Below are 14,854 nucleotides of genomic sequence, written 5' to 3' on the forward strand. Positions count from 1 at the left end.
TGACTAAGTTAACAGCCAGTTAAAAGTAATCAGTAAACAGTAATCGGTGCAAAGACAGCAGAAAACTGCCATAATCAGTAAATAGTAATCGGTGCAAAGACAGTAGAAAACTGCCATTTAATACCGCTCACTTAAAACTCAAATCTGATAACTGAAAACTGAATAGGGGTTTAGCAAATGTCTAACGAAACTGTAACTTATTCCCTAGAAACCGTTCTGACAAGGATTGAGGGAAAAATCGATAACCTACAAAGAGATGTTACTCAAAAATTCGACAAAATCGATGAACGTCTCACAAAATTAGAAATCGGACAAGCAGAACTCAAAGGAGAGTTAAAAGGAGATATTAAAGCTTTAGATGAGCGATTGACCACGGAAATCAAGGGATTAACGGCACGGGTTGCCTATCAGGAATTTACTAACCGGGGGATTTTAATCGCTTTAGTCGTCGCCATTTTGGGTGGTGCGGCGAAACTTTTTGGTTTTTTTCCTAATCCCTAGAAGTGGCTATTAGGCACGGCTAGGAGCAAGATTAATGTCATTAATCTTTTGATAAAATTCCTTGTAAAAAAGCGCTAGTTTTTAAATCAATCCCTGTAATTGCTGTGCCAACAACTACCGAATATGCACCAACTTCTAAGGCTTTTTTTGCTTCTGTTGGAGTCGATATTCCTCCTTCACAGATAACAGGAACTGATAAATTATTAACTAATTCTTCTAGGAAAGAAAAACTCGGCGGCTGCAGCTGTTTAGTTGCTTCTGTGTAACCGTAAAGAGTTGTACCGACAATATCAGCACCAGCTGCCACGGCATAAATAGCACTTTCGATCGAGTCTATATCTGCCATGACTAATTTACCAGTTTCCCGATGAATACGATCGATAATTGTGGCTAAATTTTCATCATTAGGACGCTTTCTGGGGGTAGCATCCAAGGCAATTATATCGGCACCCGCATCGGCAATGGCCAGAGCATCTTGATATTTGGGCGTAATATATACCGAACAATCGGGATAATTGCGTTTCCAGAGTCCAATTATCGGTATATCCGGCAATTGTTGACGGGTGGCTTTCAGATGAGCGGGACTATCAATTCTTACCCCACAAGCACCCCTATCCACGCAAGCATGAGCCATGGCAGCAATAATTACAGGATCGTGCAGAGATGACTCCACTGGCGCTTGACAGGAGACGATTAAACCCGATTTTAAGGTTTCTATTCGCATAAATTGGGGTGTAGGGTGTGGGGTGTGGGGTGTGGGGTGTGGGGTGTGGGGAGACTTTTCAGTTATCAGTGAACAGTAAACAGTAATCAGTGAACTGATAACTGATAACTGATAACTGATAACTAACCCCACCAGCAAACTTTTTGCCGCAAACCTTACTTATAAGCAGCAATACACTGTTCAACTAAAGCGGTTACTGCGTCCACATCTTTCCAACCGAGAATTTCTGTGACTTTTTTCTCTAGATTCTTATAGGTTTTGAAAAACTCGGCGATTTCGTCCAAGCGATGGGGAGAGACATCTTTGAGAGATTTTACCTCTGCATAACGGGGATCTTTAGCGGGAACACAGAGAATTTTTTCATCGCGATCACCACCATCGATCATTTCTAACATACCAATGGGACGCGCTGTAATCACACAGCCGGGGAAAGTAGGCTGATCCATGATCACCATACCATCTAAAGGATCGCCGTCATCGGCGAGGGTATTGGGAACAAAACCATAATCACAGGGATATTGTACCGAAGAATAGAGAACGCGATCGAGAGCAAAGGCGTTTAAATCCTTATCAAACTCGTATTTATTCTTACTACCAGCAGTAATTTCCACTAAAACGTTAATTAAACCGGGTTTCGGTTGGGCAGGAATGCGCGATAAATCCACAAGCTTTCTCCAAATACAAGACAATAGCGCCTTTAGAGTCACCTAAAAGCGCAGGCAAAATTAAAAGACACTTTGATTGACTCCGATCCAAATTTTACCCACAAGGGGGATCGGGACGAAGAAAAAAATTTTATCTTGGCAATCGTCTATCTCAATTCTGTCACCTCATTTGCCTCGTTAGGGAGTAGGATGTGTTACCGGTAAGGGGTTCTTCGGTATAGTTAGGCGTGGAGTTATATCCAATCGCTAACAAGGGTAACGTTAGGGTCAGAATTGCGATCATAGTTCCGAGTAAATTGGCCCACCTATGACTAGGAGGTTCGGAAGTCTTCCCTGACGGGTTGCTTGATTCCATAAAGGGGTCGTGTTGAACTCGACAAGTAAAGAATACGAGAGATATACAGAGCAGTCAGCCATCGGCCCTGAGCTTTTGACAAATTACTGCTATTTTTTGCCTTTGGGCTTGGTTAACGTCTCGTTAAAAAGCGAAACATTAACAGCAATACTCTCCCTACTAATTATATTTTACCAATTCTTTTCCAATAGTTCACTCTGATACTTTTCTTGACGATCTCTCCAGATCATGGTCTGTTGGTGTTTGTCCATGTCATACTAAATCAGTTTTTAATAACTGGATTTAGTATCAATCCACAAAAAAAATGTCTGAAAAGCCCAAATATTAAGCGATTCAAACATTTTCTCATTGCAATCGGAGGGTGATATTGACTTTATGTCTTAACTTCGAGCTTACGATAGAAACCTAGCTGTTAATGTAGCCTATTTAACCAAAATATCGATTTTGTGCTGATTTATCGGGATAGACAATCACCTTTTCTTAGAAATTATCCGAGTTTAGAGACAATTGGTTAGCTAATCTCCCAATAAGCTAGGTCTCAGAAACCAGCAAGGCATCCTCAAGCCTTGATTTGTCCTTACTTGTCATGGACAGCGATCAGGGCAAGTGGGGTCAATCTACCAATGTTTACATCATAACTCGATCGAGGGAGAAAAGCCAAGAACCTGGGAGAAAACTGCCGATTTATCCCGGCCAATATTATTGCTCAGATCGGCCTAGATGATGCCGTCAGTCATTCTTCAGCGAGAAACTACCTCGCTAGAGGATTCCGATTCTAGGGGGAGAGAGGGTTTAATTATCCCGTATTTTGTCTCCTCTGGAGTCACTTGACGGATAACCTCCAAAGCTTCCTTGATCATTACTGCCATGGGAACTGCGACAATCACCCCCAGTAAACCGCCCACTCGCGCCCCCGTCAAGACCGAAACCAACACCCAAAAGGGATTTAACCCGGTGACACTGCCCAAAATCCGGGGAGCAATGCCGTTTTCGACAATTTGCTGCACCACTACAGCTACGGCTAAAACTTGCAGAGCTAAACCAATATCGCGCAAAGCTAGTAAAGCTGTCACCGTGACAATGCCTACAGTTCCCCCAAAAGGGATTAAGGCCATGGTACCAATCAACAGGCCGAATAGAAGACCAAAAGGAACTTTAATCGATAAAAATGCCGTGACTAATCCCAGGGCCATGCAGGTGGCACAAATCACCTGTCCGACAAAGTAATTCTGAAAACTTAAGCGTAGGGTTAGGGAAAAGGGTTGTTGGACGGGTTTGGGCAACCATTGGATAATACTCCTCCAGATATCGGGACTGTGGAGAAGTAGATAAAAGGTGAGGATAATGGTTAGCAGCACATCAAGCACTCGCACCACGGTAAAAACGGTGAGATTAAGGGCTAAATTAACGCTTCTTCCCGCTAAAATTTGCAATTCTGCCCCTAAACGACTGTTAAACTGAGCGATAACACCATCGAAACTGATCGGAATCGGTAGATTCATCGTGTCGATTTTGGTATCTAGTTGCATCAGTTGGCGCTGTCCCGAGTCTAACCATTCTGGCAATCTGTTGACAAATTGCTGCGCTTGGGTGAAGACTAGGGGAACTAGGGTGATTCCCACGGCCACAAAAATTAAAATCGTGATCAGGGAAACCACGATCGCAGCTAAACCCCGTTTTAATCCCTGACGTTCCAACCAAGTCACTGGATAACCCAAGAGAAAAGATAGAACGGCCGCTATCAGTAAAATAACAAATAAAGATTCAAAATAGCCAAAAATTGCCGATAATGCCCAGGCATTCAGAACTATAAGTGGTGCAGCTAGAGCAATCACCAGTAAGCGAGATAAGGAATTCAGAGATTGCCACCACGTCTGAACCCAATTGCGTTTCGGGGGAACGACTTTAACTTCCACCATGAAGCCTCTTAAAAGGGTTGTTTCAATACTTGTATTCTGACAGATCGAAGCCGAACCCGCTAACTCAACCGGGGGGAAGTGGGAAGATGGGGTGTGGGATGCTGACAGGTTTAGGTTTACTACAACAACCTTATGGGTGTAACGGGGCATCCTGCCGACATTTAAGGTGAACGGCTCCGTTAGGCTGTAGATATAGTCACTCCATACTTGACAAGACAATGCAGTTGCATTACCATCAAGAGCTAGTTTTTATGGACAAGCTTAGAGGTCGCTATAGCTGCAACGATGGCCCCATGCCCAGAATCCACTCTTACTGATCGCTATCAGACTACAATTCCCGATTCCGTTCGCAAAGCCCTTGGCTTGAATAAGCGCGATAAAATCTGCTACAACATACAGGCCGACGGTAAAGTATGGATTTCCCGGGCTGATGGGACAGAAGAAAATGATCCACTGCTTGGGAAATTTCTGAATTTTCTTGCCCAAGATATGGAACAGAACCCTCAACACATACAGGCAATTAGTTCTAACCTAGTCAATCATGTTCAATCTTTGGTCTCTGGCGTTGATCTGGATCTTGATGAGGACGAATAAGGTTGTCTATAGATCAGCCGGATAGGTGCTAAGTAGTCATGCAAAATTAATTACCCAAATAAAAAATTAAGAAGTATAATACATAAAAAAACGAAGCAGCAGGAAAATACAATGAGATTGATTAGAGACCTAAACCCCGAGAGCCAGAAAATGCTAGAGAGAATTTATCGAGCTAGTAAACATCATCAAGTAAGAGAGCGAGCGAAATGTATACTCTTAAGTTTTCAGGGAACCACGATAGAAGAATTGAGCGGAATATTTGGAGTTACGAGAAAGACCATCTATAATTGGTTGACGGCCTGGGAAGATAGAAAACTAATTGGTTTTTATAATCGTCGAGGAAGAGGGAGAAAACCTAAATTGACAGAAGCACAAGGTCAACAAGTTATTGACTGGGTAAAAGAAGAACCGAAAAGCTTAAAAAAAATCCAGATAAAAATTGTAGAAGAATGGAAATTAACCGTAAGCAAAGACACGATAAAAAGACTCATAAAAAAAATCAACATGAGGTGGAAAAGGGTGAGAAGAGGGGTCGCCAAAACCCCTGATGAGTGGGAGCTTGAGGTCAAACTACCTATTTTAGAAGAACTAAAAAAACAGGAAAAAAGAGGAGAGATTGAGATAGGATATTTGGATGAAATGGGATGGGATTCAAAGCCTTGTATTCCTTACGCTTGGCAAGAAGAAAAAACCACGATAAAGTTACCACCAATTGAAGGTAAAAGACTAAATATTTTAGGAATAATGAAACGAGATAATCAATTATTTTATGAGACACAGGTCGGAACGGTTACTAGCGAGATAGTTATTAATTTTCTGGATAAATATTGCCAAAATATACAGAAAAAAACTGTCATAATAATTGACCAAGCTTCCATTCATACCAGCGAGGCATTTATGGAGAAACTTGAGGAATGGGAAAAGAAAAATTTGAAAATATTTTGGTTGCCCACTTATTCACCTCATTTAAATTTAATTGAAATATTATGGAGATTTTTAAAATATGAATGGATTGAATTTAGCGCCTATAAAGACCGAAAGAGCCTCCTCGCTTACGTTAAAAAAGTGCTGGACAATTTTGGAGGCGAGTATGTAATTAATTTTGCCTAGGTACTTAGTAGAGATTTAGCCGACTACTATTTTCATAAATTCGATGACAAAGTTCGAGATATAAAAATCGGTGAGCTAATTGAACAGAAATCTTATGAGCAGAAATATATCAAAGAACTAGCTCTTGACAAAGAAATTCAAGAATCCAAGCAGCAGGTTTATGGGAATTTTCTAGCTATCTGTAAATGGGTTCTCATGTACGAACTGGTCAAAATGCCTATTGATTTACCTCTTGATCCGTCTGGGGATGATGTGAGTCATAACCTTTCAGTAAAAGTATTTCAAGAAACATTCAGTGAAATTGCACCTGAGTTAGTTTTACTGAGTAGTGACGCAATTCAAAGTATGATATATGGAATTCTACCCTTCCCTCTGAATAAGCTTATCGAAGTCTCTGCTCGTTTAGTTAAGCAGAAAGTTGAAGAGCCCACTGATGAAGATAGCGAGAAAAAGCCACCAAAACCCACAGAGAGCAAGCAAAATCTACCTGAAAAATTACTAGACAAGATAGATCTTGAAAAAAAAGTGGCTGAATATGGTAAGATTAACGATACAGAGAAATTAACTGAGCTTCTCCAAGAACAGTTTGCTTTTCGTTACAGCGTTGCTGTTAGTACGGCTTTGATTTATTTGGAAAGATTGTTTAGATATGAACTGGGGAAATATTACCAGAAATTAGGAGAAATCAACAATCGCCTAATCGGAATGCATCAGTCTGCTGTTAACTTGAATCATAAAGATATTCTAGAACAACTAGGTAAAAAACATACTGACATGAGCCAAAAGTTTGAAGATGCGTTAAACTGTTTGAAAAGGCTTTTGGAATTATCAACCATGTAAGTTTTGGGAAAGTGCAAATGCAGCCTAACAATCCTGTTGGAGCGGACTGTTTAGAGACCTCGGTTGTGTTGCTAAGGCTACTGGCATCCGCTCAACTGGAACGTTATACTGAATCAGTTTTTAATAGCATGATTAACTGCCAATCCAACTTGAAAAACCCGCTCCCTTCTCCCCACTGCTGTGACAAAAAACAACTATCCCCCGATAGCGATCGCAAAAGATTTGTGGTTCTTCGGTTTGTCTTATGCAAAGTACAGGATTATTAAGGAATGAAACTCTTATAGAGAAAGACATTTGGCGATTTTTGTCAATTGTTTTTGATCTAGAGCGAACTAATCAATTAAGTCTCTTGCCAGATAAGGATTTAGTCGATTTATGCCCCCCTATCGAACCATACCAAGTAACGAAGAGCCTTTTTTTTAAGCATACTTACTCTCCAGCTAATCGAAGAACATCATTGACAACTTTATCAGTTAGCCACATTACTTGATGGCGTAACTTAGCAATAACGGGAGCAACAGAAGATAGATAGCCCTGCTGCTTCGCTTTAACTAAAACACCAAGCGTTCCTGAATATTTTAAGCGATATAAATTGGCAATACGTCGGGCTAATTGATCATCAAAAATCAGTAAACTACCTGGATTTTCTAATCCTAAAGCTAAGACCTCAGCTTCTCCTTGCCCTAAATCAATAATAGCCGGAATTAGACTGACTGATTTAACCAGAGTAATTGAAATCCATTCAATTGCCTGAATATTGGGAACATCAATTCCTTTATTTTTACCGATTGCTAATTCTTCGATTACTGCTGGAGGAGTCAAGATTTGAGAATACAAGCGTTGGAGCAATTCCAAGTAGCCCACTTGATGTAAGTACAGTAGAGGAGAGGTGTTGACAATGACTTGAGGATTAGGCATTGACAATATCTTGTTCCAATTGTTCAGTCGTTAAAGAAAAAGGGGAGACTTGATAACGCCCCAAAATAGTTAAAAATTCTACTCGTGACATTCCGGCTAATTGGGCTGCACGTCCTGAAGATAGTTTGTCAAGTTCAAAAAGTTTAACGGCTGCCAATATTTTTAATTCTCTTGATAGATTTTCAGGAGTTTCTTTGAGACTAATTAAGATTTCTTCAGGAATTTCAAGGGAAATAGTGCTCATTTTCTTTCTCTCTCAATAATTGTCTCTATTCTACACCAATAAAATTAGTAGAGCATCAATTGGCTCTTCTAGGTTCTGTGTGAGCATGGTATAACAGTAACACAGAACAGGAGGTGGGTTATGTGGATAAATTTTGATCAACTCCTCGATTTACCAAATGTAACAGTGGTCAATTATCAAAAAATTGCTCAGACAATTTTCCTAAAGCTCGCTCTTTTAAATGAAACAATTGAATGTCCGAATTGCCATCAAACCTTGGACAGAATCAATCAGACAGAGTATAATCTAGTCAGAGATTTGTCAATATTAGGCAATCCGGTATATTTAGAAGTACCACGCCGCCAGTTTCATTGTCAAAAGTGCCAAAAGTATATCAGCGAAAGACTGAGTTTTATGAGATTAAGACAGCCTCAGACAATTCGCTATGAATCGATGATTTATGAGAGAGTAAAAAATTGTAGCATCGAAGAAATAAGTCGAGAAGAAGGGTTAGGATGGTCAGAAGTTGAGTTAATATTTAATCACTGTGCTAAAGAACTAGAAAAGGAAGAGTGGGAAGCACCAGAACGAATAAGCTTGGATGAATTTAGTAACTTAAAAGGACATAAAGATTTCATAACAACGGTCGTAGATCTGGACAAAAAAATTTTACTAGATGTGATTAAAGGACATAAGCAAGAAGAATTAATGGAAGCCTTAAAGGCACAGCCAGACGCAGTTCGGGAGAAGGTGAAAGAAGTGAGCGTCGATATGTGGTCAGGATTTACAGCAGTGATCAAGGAATTATTTCCCAATGCTAAAATCATCTATGACCGTTTTCATGTAATGGATATCATTAATGACGAGCTTAATAAATTGAGAAAGTTAATGGGGGTGCATGAAAAAGGATTACCTCATTTATTATGGAAGAATAAAGAGGACTTAAAGGACGAGCAAAAACAACAACTAGAAGTTATCCTGAAAGAACATCCCTGCTTGGGAATAGCCTGGGAAATGAAAGAAGAAATTAGACAAATTTATCAAAGTAGTAGAACGTTCAGAGGTGCTGAGAGAAAATTGGAAAAATGGATAAGAATAGGCGGGATATTATATCAAAGTAGTGCCAGCATGATCCAGAAGCATTTGCCTGGTATTTGTAATTACTTTGAAAATCATACAACCAACGGATTAATTGAGGGAATGAATACCAAAATCAAGCTTATTAAAAGAATGAGTTATGGATTTACCAATTTTGAACATCTTCGACTTAAGCTGTTTGCTTGCTTTAATTTATAACAAAAATTAACACACGAAAACCAGGAGAGCCATCAATTTTGTTTTGAGGGATAAGAAAAGAGCTAATCTGGAAGAAGTTATCCAACTTCAGACAAAAAAATGCCGAAGAAAAAATATATGGCTCTTCGTTACTCTTTATGCTAAATCAACAGACAAGATGCCAAGATAACATACTTCTAACCCAAAAATTCCGAAAGTTTCTAAAGCCATAGCCTCTTCTTTTTATTAGTTTAAGTTTATTGTTGATTCCCTCGACCACCCCATTCGTTGTCCTTCGCTCGAAATAACTAATTATTTCTCCAAACCAGTTTCGGATTGTTTGACAACTCTTAGTAAAAACACTGGAGGATTTTGCCAACCATTCCGAGATGGATAGCATTCCCTCTGTCGGATTCTCTGAGGTTTCATAAATCTTTCTAAATTCTTCCTTTAATTCCTGCATCTTTTTCAAATTTGGGAAATTTTCTTTGATAGCTTCTAGTTTGATTTTTTGGGTTTCCGTTAAATCTTTTTCATTTTTTAACAAGCTATATTTACTTCGCTTTAAAACTTCTAGCTTCGCTTCTTTTTCCGCTTTCTGTTTTTTATTTCTCTGCGCTTCTACGGCTCTTTTTTCTGCTTTTCTTTGTTCGTCTAACTCTTGATTAATTTGTTTCATTACATGGAATCTATCGGCGACTACCTCGGCCGATGGCATCAATTCTTTCACCAAATTTTTATAGGGCAACCAAAGGTCTATGCTGACTTCTTCAATTTGCTCTAACACCTCTTTTCCCCACCCTGTAAGCGTTTCCCTCAATTCTTCTTGTGTTCGCTTCTCTAGAATAGCTATTAGTTTTCCCGTATCTAAATTTACTAAAACTGCACAGTAATTTTTTTGTCCTTTGACTAGAGCGATTTCGTCAATTCCTAGTCTTTTTAATTTCGATAGGTCTGTCTCTGTAATTTCTTCAGCTATGTCCTCTATCATTCTTTGAATCTCTTCTTCCGTTACGTCATTTCTTCGGCTAACATTCGCCAATTCAAAAATGAAACGCATCAACCTCAAGAGTTGACAAAGAAAGGCTCATCAGGTACTGTCTGATCATTAACAAAAACAAATCAGACCCAAAATGAGCCACCAACATCTTAACATAGAACAAAGAAACTTGCTCTACCAACTTAGTCAGGAGGGAAATTTATCTCAACGGCAAATGGCCGTCTGGCTCGGATGTCATCAAAGCACAATATCACGGGAATTAAAAAGGAATCAAAGTTCTCTTGGCTGCTATCTACCTGACACAGCACAAGCTGAAAGCGAGACAAGGCGAAAAAATGCCAAACAACCCTTTAAAAATGTCAGCGAGTCAGCCTTAGAGTTGGTCAAAGAAGGATTGAAAGATTATCATAGTCCCGAACAAATAGCAGGTCGTCTGAAAAGAGCCAGTCAAGAATCTCTCAGTCACGAAACCATCTATCAAATGATCTATCAGAACTATCACAGATGTGGAGAGTACCAGAAATATTTACGCCGGGGGCTTTGTCAAAGAAAGAGTCGAGGCGGAGCAAAAAGTAAGCGTGGAGGGATTCCAGGGCGTGTAGATATCAGCGAGCGACCAGTAATTGCTGACCAGAAAACTGAAATCGGTCATTGGGAAAGTGACACAATGATTGGAGGCAATCATCTAGGAGTTCTCGTTACTCATGTAGATAAAGCCTCGAAATTTTTAGTAGCAGGATTAGCCAAAAACAAAACCGCATCGGAAATCAATAGAGTCACAGAAAAACTTTTTCAAGAGATTCACCCTGACAAAAGAAAAACCTTTACTTGTGACAAGGTTAAAGAATTTTGTGGACATCAAGAGTTGAGTCAGAAACTAGGAGCAGATTTTTATTTTGCTACTCCTTATCATTCGTGGGAGAGGGGATTAAACGAGCATACCAATGGACTGTTAAGACAATTTTTCCCTAAGGGAACGAATTTTAAAATCGTTAAGCCAGAGGAGGTGGAAAGAGCCGTAAACTTGATTAACAATCGTCCTCGAAAATGTCTTGACTATCGTACCCCGAATGAGGTATTCTATAAAGGTAGATCAGACAGTGATGCAATTCAGACTTGAATTGGCCATTTAAAATATCTCCTTCTTTTAATTGTTCGAGTATATTCTCGGCTAGTCTTTTCGTATAGGTTCGTTTCTTGGCGACAAAATCTAACTCTTCACTAAAAGGTTTTCGACAATTATCGCACTTAAATTGACGACGATTAACCTGTAGGTACACTGGTTGACCTGAGATTGGTAAATCTTTGACTAAATGTCGATGATTTTGGTGGAGTTTATCGCTCTCTAACCCACAACGAGGACAGATTGCTTTTTGATTTTTCGATTCGATTCGGCAAACTATACCGATATTTTCTAGGTGTAGATAGCCTTGAATAGACGTTCCTTTTAGGTTCAAAAATTTGTCAAGTACCATAAGTAAAATACTCTGGTTTTTGGCTATTATATCAAATCTTAACTCGATTGTCTATCTTTTGATATTAACTTATTTGTGCCTTAAGTCCTTTCCTGTATGGATTTCAGCTACTTTTGAGCTTAGGTACTCTCATTGAATTTTATTTTAAGTTAATTATTTGCATAACAATTCCCGAAGAGCCATAGAGAAAAAGAAATGAGGAGAAGCTTTCATGGCAGCACCCTATAGTGATGATTTAAGACAGAAAGCAGTGAGTGCCGTAGAGCGAGGGGAGAAAAAAAAGCCATGTCTGTCGCACCCTCAATATTAGTCGTAATACATTAGACATCTGGCTGAAACGGAAGAAACAAACTGGGACGGTGGCCGCTAAAACTAACTATCGTCGAGGGCCGAAGCCCCAAATTGACGATTTAGGTAATGATTCGGTAGTAGTGGCGTAGCTCTGTTGCTTACCTGGTATGAATTGTGTAAAATATTTATTAATAAAAATAATTGGAACCCGATCAGTCTTTAAACCTCTAGCTTGGGCTCTTCCGGTTTCTGTGTGGAAACGAAGCCTATACTGATAGTTTCTTCGGCAAAATAGTCGTAAAAGTCTTTCTCCGTCAACATTTCACGATTCCATAAGCAAAAATTATCACACAAAGTCGAGAAGAGCCCTAGCTTGATCATGACTTTTCTGATAAATATCTTTTTCTGGCTCCTGTCTTGCTTACTGAAATATCAGTCTAGCACCGAACAAAGTACCCCCCCTAGTTCACCTCCGTTCCCCTGTCCTAATTGTGGTTCTCATTATAGGATCAAGAATGGTTCTATTCATAATGGAAAACCCAAACGTCAATGTAAAGAATGTGGTCGTCAGTTTGTGATCAATCCCACTAATAAAACCGTCTCTGACGAAACCAAACAATTAATTGATAAACTCTTGCTCGAACGAATTTCCTTACGAGGAATTGCTAGAGTAACAGGGGTAAGTTGGTCATGGTTACAAAATTATGTCAACAATAAACTGGCGGCTGTCCCTGGTCAAATAAAGGTTTCGGACAAACCAAAAGGTAAATTGGTTATAGAATGTGATGAAATGTGGTCTTTTGTTTTTTCTAAGACGATAAAGGTCTATATTTGGCGGTTAATTGATAGAAATACAAGGGAAATTATTGGTTGCTATGCGCGGAGATAGGAGTCGTCAATCAGCCCAAAAACTTTGGTGCCAGTTTACCAGGCGTTTACCGACAATGTGCAGTTGCTTACACAGACTTTTGGGAGTCATATAAGACAGTAATTCCCAGTAAACGTCATCGACCAGTCGGGAAAGAAACTGGTCAAACTAATCCTATTGAAAGATTAAATAATACCTTTCGAGAAAGGATTTCTCGGTTGGTGAGAGAGAGTCTATCTTTCTCTAAAAAAATGGAGAATCACGTTGGGGAACCCTTTGGTATTTTATCCATGACTACAATGCACACCTGGCAAAGGATTAAGCCGCCATCACTACTACCGAATCACCACCCAAATGCTCAAAGTCCCTCTCCCGGCTCTCCCAGGTTTGGTGGGTAAAATGTATTCTAAGATACATTCCTCCTAGCGAGGGGGTGGAACGAACCACAGAGACACAAAGGACACAAATATCGATCAATCCTATGTAAGTTAAACTTATCACACAGAACCTAGAAGAGCCCTCTCCCTTCTCCCCACCTCCCTGATTAATAACGGATGCGAGGATCAATGTAAGCATTGATTAAATCGATCAAAATACTGACAAAGACCACTATTGTCGCAAAAAAAGCCATTAATCCCTGCACTGTTGGGTAATCCCGCAGAGAAATCGCCCGATATAACTGATTTCCCAAACCCGGCCAAGAAAAAGTAACTTCCGTCAAGACTGCACCACCTAAAAGAGCCGCAAAAGTTAATCCTAAGACAGTAATTACGGGAATTAGGGCATTTTTCAGCGCATGGGCAATCATAATCGTTTTTTCTGGTATTCCTCTCGCTTTTGCCGCATCTACATAGTCCGCTTGCAAAGTTTGTTTCAGATTAACTCGCACCATCCGTTCAAAAATCCCACTCAAAAGAATGCCGAGAGTAAAACTAGGTAAGGCTAGATAATACAACGCCGTAGGCAACTTATCTAGTTGTAGAGTCATCAGACTATCAAAGGTGTATAAACCCGTAATTGTCTGGGGTGGAGTTTCACTCAAAGGAAAACGAGTCCCCAAGGGAAACCAGCGCAACTGTACCGCAAAAATTAGCTGTAAGAGCATTCCCACCCAAAAAATCGGCAAGGAATAGGTTATCAGTCCAAATAAACGTCCCCCCGCATCTAAGGGGGTATTGGGACGGGAAGCGGTGATAATTCCCAATCCGACTCCCACTATCACCGCAATTAGCATTCCATAAAAAGTTAGTTCCACCGTCGCCGGAAAATGTTTGGCGATAATCTCCCACACCGTCACCCCCTTACTGGTTAAAGAGTCTCCTAAATTGAGACGCATGAGATTGAAAATATAGTCTAGATACTGGAAAAATAGGGGCTTATTCAGTCCTAACTGTTCTCTTAGGGCATTTTTGGCACTTTCAGGAGCGCGGTTGCCTAAAATCGCATCCGTGGGATCACCAGGAGCAACACGCATCAGCAGAAAAACCACCGTCACGATCGTCCATAACATCAAGGGAGCTAGGAGTAAACGCACCAGTAAATAGGATTGTAAAGCAGCGCGGCGAGACATGAGAGCTTTCCTTTCAGAAAATACATTCTCAAGGAACCATACCCCAAAATCGACCCTGCGATCGAGAGGTACTGAAGAAAAAATTAAATAGAGGAAAATATTTAGTACAAGTAAACTAAAGTAGCCGCACCGACAGTTCTGAGCCAAGGACTACCCAAAAACCCTAAAAGCTGAAAAGCTTACGTAGCAAGGGATAGAAAAAATATCAAAAAATTTTGCCAAAAGGGGTTGACAAACCAGGGGAAGTTAGATACATTGGTAAATGCGCGGTTGAAGCAAAGCGAAAGCGAAGCGAAACAAACGACGCTCGAACCTAGACAAAACAATAGTTTGAAAGCCAAGCAAAAAAAGCCTCGTTTAGAAGCAATTCTATAACAAAAAAGTCAAACCCGCAAGGGGGAGACAAAAAAAAGTCAAAAGAGTCAAACGATTCATCATGGAGAGTTTGATCCTGGCTCAGGATGAACGCTGGCGGCGTGCCTAACACATGCAAGTCGAACGGGAATCTTCGGATTCTAGTGGCGGA

At 40.1% G+C, this 14,854-nt stretch carries 13 protein-coding genes, 1 rRNA gene and 3 pseudogenes (1 of these 17 only partly in view); 8 read left to right on the plus strand and 9 right to left on the minus strand.

Features of this window, described 5'->3' with window-relative positions:
- The first annotated feature begins 177 nt into the window (after window positions 1-177).
- Window positions 178-501: a DUF4164 family protein gene (locus tag ACQY1Y_RS06750; protein WP_016517004.1), complete on the plus strand. Its 324-nt coding sequence runs from the start codon at window positions 178-180 to the stop codon at window positions 499-501.
- 40 nt (window positions 502-541) lie between these two features.
- On the opposite strand, the gene ACQY1Y_RS06755 is transcribed toward ACQY1Y_RS06750, so the two are convergent.
- The 3 genes from ACQY1Y_RS06755 to ACQY1Y_RS06765 form a co-directional block, all read right to left on the minus strand.
- Window positions 542-1,225 carry an N-acetylmannosamine-6-phosphate 2-epimerase gene (locus ACQY1Y_RS06755; protein WP_103111337.1) on the minus strand — a complete coding sequence of 228 codons (684 nt, stop codon included), beginning with the start codon at window positions 1,223-1,225 and terminating at the stop codon, window positions 542-544.
- 155 nt (window positions 1,226-1,380) lie between these two features.
- On the minus strand, window positions 1,381-1,890 hold the full coding sequence (locus tag ACQY1Y_RS06760) for an inorganic diphosphatase (protein ID WP_002732961.1): 510 nt from the start codon (window positions 1,888-1,890) through the stop codon (window positions 1,381-1,383).
- 1,095 nt (window positions 1,891-2,985) lie between these two features.
- The gene (locus ACQY1Y_RS06765; RefSeq protein WP_002732401.1) at window positions 2,986-4,164 is read right to left on the minus strand and encodes an AI-2E family transporter; all 1,179 of its coding nucleotides are present in this window, start codon (window positions 4,162-4,164) and stop codon (window positions 2,986-2,988) included.
- 285 nt (window positions 4,165-4,449) lie between these two features.
- Here ACQY1Y_RS06765 and ACQY1Y_RS06770 point away from each other — a divergent pair, with 285 nt between their 5' ends.
- The 3 genes from ACQY1Y_RS06770 to ACQY1Y_RS06780 all read left to right on the plus strand — a co-directional run bounded on the left by ACQY1Y_RS06770 (window position 4,450) and on the right by ACQY1Y_RS06780 (window position 6,708).
- Entirely contained in the window at window positions 4,450-4,758 is a 309-nt protein-coding gene (locus ACQY1Y_RS06770) for a type II toxin-antitoxin system PrlF family antitoxin (protein ID WP_002733815.1), read from the plus strand.
- 111 nt (window positions 4,759-4,869) lie between these two features.
- On the plus strand, window positions 4,870-5,868 hold the full coding sequence (locus tag ACQY1Y_RS06775) for an IS630-like element ISMae24 family transposase (protein ID WP_052275630.1): 999 nt from the start codon (window positions 4,870-4,872) through the stop codon (window positions 5,866-5,868).
- A gap of 195 nt (window positions 5,869-6,063) precedes the next feature.
- Window positions 6,064-6,708 (plus strand): hypothetical protein, encoded by a 645-nt coding sequence (locus tag ACQY1Y_RS06780; RefSeq protein ID WP_430014235.1) that lies wholly within the window; start codon window positions 6,064-6,066, stop codon window positions 6,706-6,708.
- A gap of 429 nt (window positions 6,709-7,137) precedes the next feature.
- Here the strand turns inward: ACQY1Y_RS06780 and ACQY1Y_RS06785 are convergent, their stop codons facing one another.
- Both ACQY1Y_RS06785 and ACQY1Y_RS06790 read right to left on the minus strand, forming a co-directional pair.
- Window positions 7,138-7,626 carry a DUF3368 domain-containing protein gene (locus ACQY1Y_RS06785; RefSeq protein WP_430014236.1) on the minus strand — a complete coding sequence of 163 codons (489 nt, stop codon included), beginning with the start codon at window positions 7,624-7,626 and terminating at the stop codon, window positions 7,138-7,140.
- Window positions 7,619-7,870, minus strand: a complete 252-nt coding sequence (locus tag ACQY1Y_RS06790) for a UPF0175 family protein (RefSeq protein WP_002764591.1) — start codon at window positions 7,868-7,870, stop codon at window positions 7,619-7,621. The genes ACQY1Y_RS06785 and ACQY1Y_RS06790 overlap by 8 nt, the downstream gene beginning before the upstream one ends.
- Before the next feature lie 120 nt (window positions 7,871-7,990).
- Between ACQY1Y_RS06790 and ACQY1Y_RS06795 the strand changes: the two genes are divergently transcribed.
- A complete protein-coding gene (locus tag ACQY1Y_RS06795; RefSeq protein ID WP_430014237.1) occupies window positions 7,991-9,145 on the plus strand; it encodes an ISL3 family transposase in 1,155 nt (384 codons plus the stop codon).
- Between the two features lie 145 nt (window positions 9,146-9,290).
- Here the strand turns inward: ACQY1Y_RS06795 and ACQY1Y_RS06800 are convergent.
- A pseudogene (locus tag ACQY1Y_RS06800) lies at window positions 9,291-10,169 on the minus strand (ISL3 family transposase); the annotation flags it as partial.
- Window positions 10,170-10,257: 88 nt separating this feature from the next.
- On the opposite strand from ACQY1Y_RS06800, the gene ACQY1Y_RS06805 reads away from it, so the two are divergent.
- Entirely contained in the window at window positions 10,258-11,244 is a 987-nt protein-coding gene (locus tag ACQY1Y_RS06805; protein WP_430014238.1) for an IS30-like element ISMae39 family transposase, read from the plus strand.
- A 7-nt stretch (window positions 11,245-11,251) separates the two neighbouring features.
- On the opposite strand, the pseudogene ACQY1Y_RS06810 reads toward ACQY1Y_RS06805, so the two are convergent.
- Window positions 11,252-11,599, minus strand: a pseudogene (locus tag ACQY1Y_RS06810) (transposase family protein); the annotation flags it as partial.
- 715 nt (window positions 11,600-12,314) lie between these two features.
- On the opposite strand from ACQY1Y_RS06810, the pseudogene ACQY1Y_RS06815 reads away from it, so the two are divergent.
- Window positions 12,315-13,080, plus strand: a pseudogene (locus tag ACQY1Y_RS06815) (IS1 family transposase).
- Here ACQY1Y_RS06815 and ACQY1Y_RS06820 read toward each other — a convergent pair.
- Both ACQY1Y_RS06820 and ACQY1Y_RS06825 read right to left on the minus strand, forming a co-directional pair.
- Window positions 13,077-13,259 (minus strand): hypothetical protein, encoded by a 183-nt coding sequence (locus tag ACQY1Y_RS06820; protein ID WP_430014239.1) that lies wholly within the window; start codon window positions 13,257-13,259, stop codon window positions 13,077-13,079. The pseudogene ACQY1Y_RS06815 and the gene ACQY1Y_RS06820 overlap by 4 nt on opposite strands.
- Window positions 13,260-13,302: 43 nt before the next feature.
- Window positions 13,303-14,328: an ABC transporter permease gene (locus ACQY1Y_RS06825; RefSeq protein WP_002775074.1), complete on the minus strand. Its 1,026-nt coding sequence runs from the start codon at window positions 14,326-14,328 to the stop codon at window positions 13,303-13,305.
- A gap of 433 nt (window positions 14,329-14,761) precedes the next feature.
- On the opposite strand from ACQY1Y_RS06825, the gene ACQY1Y_RS06830 reads away from it, so the two are divergent.
- Window positions 14,762-14,854: ribosomal RNA gene (locus tag ACQY1Y_RS06830) — 16S ribosomal RNA — on the plus strand (it continues 1,395 nt past the right edge of the window).

This window comes from Microcystis ichthyoblabe FBCC-A1114 (genome assembly GCF_050500245.1).
In the GTDB taxonomy this organism is placed as follows: domain Bacteria; phylum Cyanobacteriota; class Cyanobacteriia; order Cyanobacteriales; family Microcystaceae; genus Microcystis; species Microcystis ichthyoblabe_A.

Coding starts and splice junctions, on each gene's coding strand:
- ACQY1Y_RS06750 (WP_016517004.1), top strand. CDS start 178: ATGTCTAACGAAACTGTAACTTATTCCCTAGAAACCGTTCTGACAAGG.
- ACQY1Y_RS06755 (WP_103111337.1), bottom strand. CDS start 1,225: ATGCGAATAGAAACCTTAAAATCGGGTTTAATCGTCTCCTGTCAAGCG.
- ACQY1Y_RS06765 (WP_002732401.1), bottom strand. CDS start 4,164: ATGGTGGAAGTTAAAGTCGTTCCCCCGAAACGCAATTGGGTTCAGACG.
- ACQY1Y_RS06770 (WP_002733815.1), top strand. CDS start 4,450: ATGGCCCCATGCCCAGAATCCACTCTTACTGATCGCTATCAGACTACA.
- ACQY1Y_RS06775 (WP_052275630.1), top strand. CDS start 4,870: ATGAGATTGATTAGAGACCTAAACCCCGAGAGCCAGAAAATGCTAGAG.
- ACQY1Y_RS06780 (WP_430014235.1), top strand. CDS start 6,064: ATGTACGAACTGGTCAAAATGCCTATTGATTTACCTCTTGATCCGTCT.
- ACQY1Y_RS06785 (WP_430014236.1), bottom strand. CDS start 7,626: ATGCCTAATCCTCAAGTCATTGTCAACACCTCTCCTCTACTGTACTTA.
- ACQY1Y_RS06790 (WP_002764591.1), bottom strand. CDS start 7,870: ATGAGCACTATTTCCCTTGAAATTCCTGAAGAAATCTTAATTAGTCTC.
- ACQY1Y_RS06795 (WP_430014237.1), top strand. CDS start 7,991: ATGTGGATAAATTTTGATCAACTCCTCGATTTACCAAATGTAACAGTG.
- ACQY1Y_RS06805 (WP_430014238.1), top strand. CDS start 10,258: ATGAGCCACCAACATCTTAACATAGAACAAAGAAACTTGCTCTACCAA.
- ACQY1Y_RS06825 (WP_002775074.1), bottom strand. CDS start 14,328: ATGTCTCGCCGCGCTGCTTTACAATCCTATTTACTGGTGCGTTTACTC.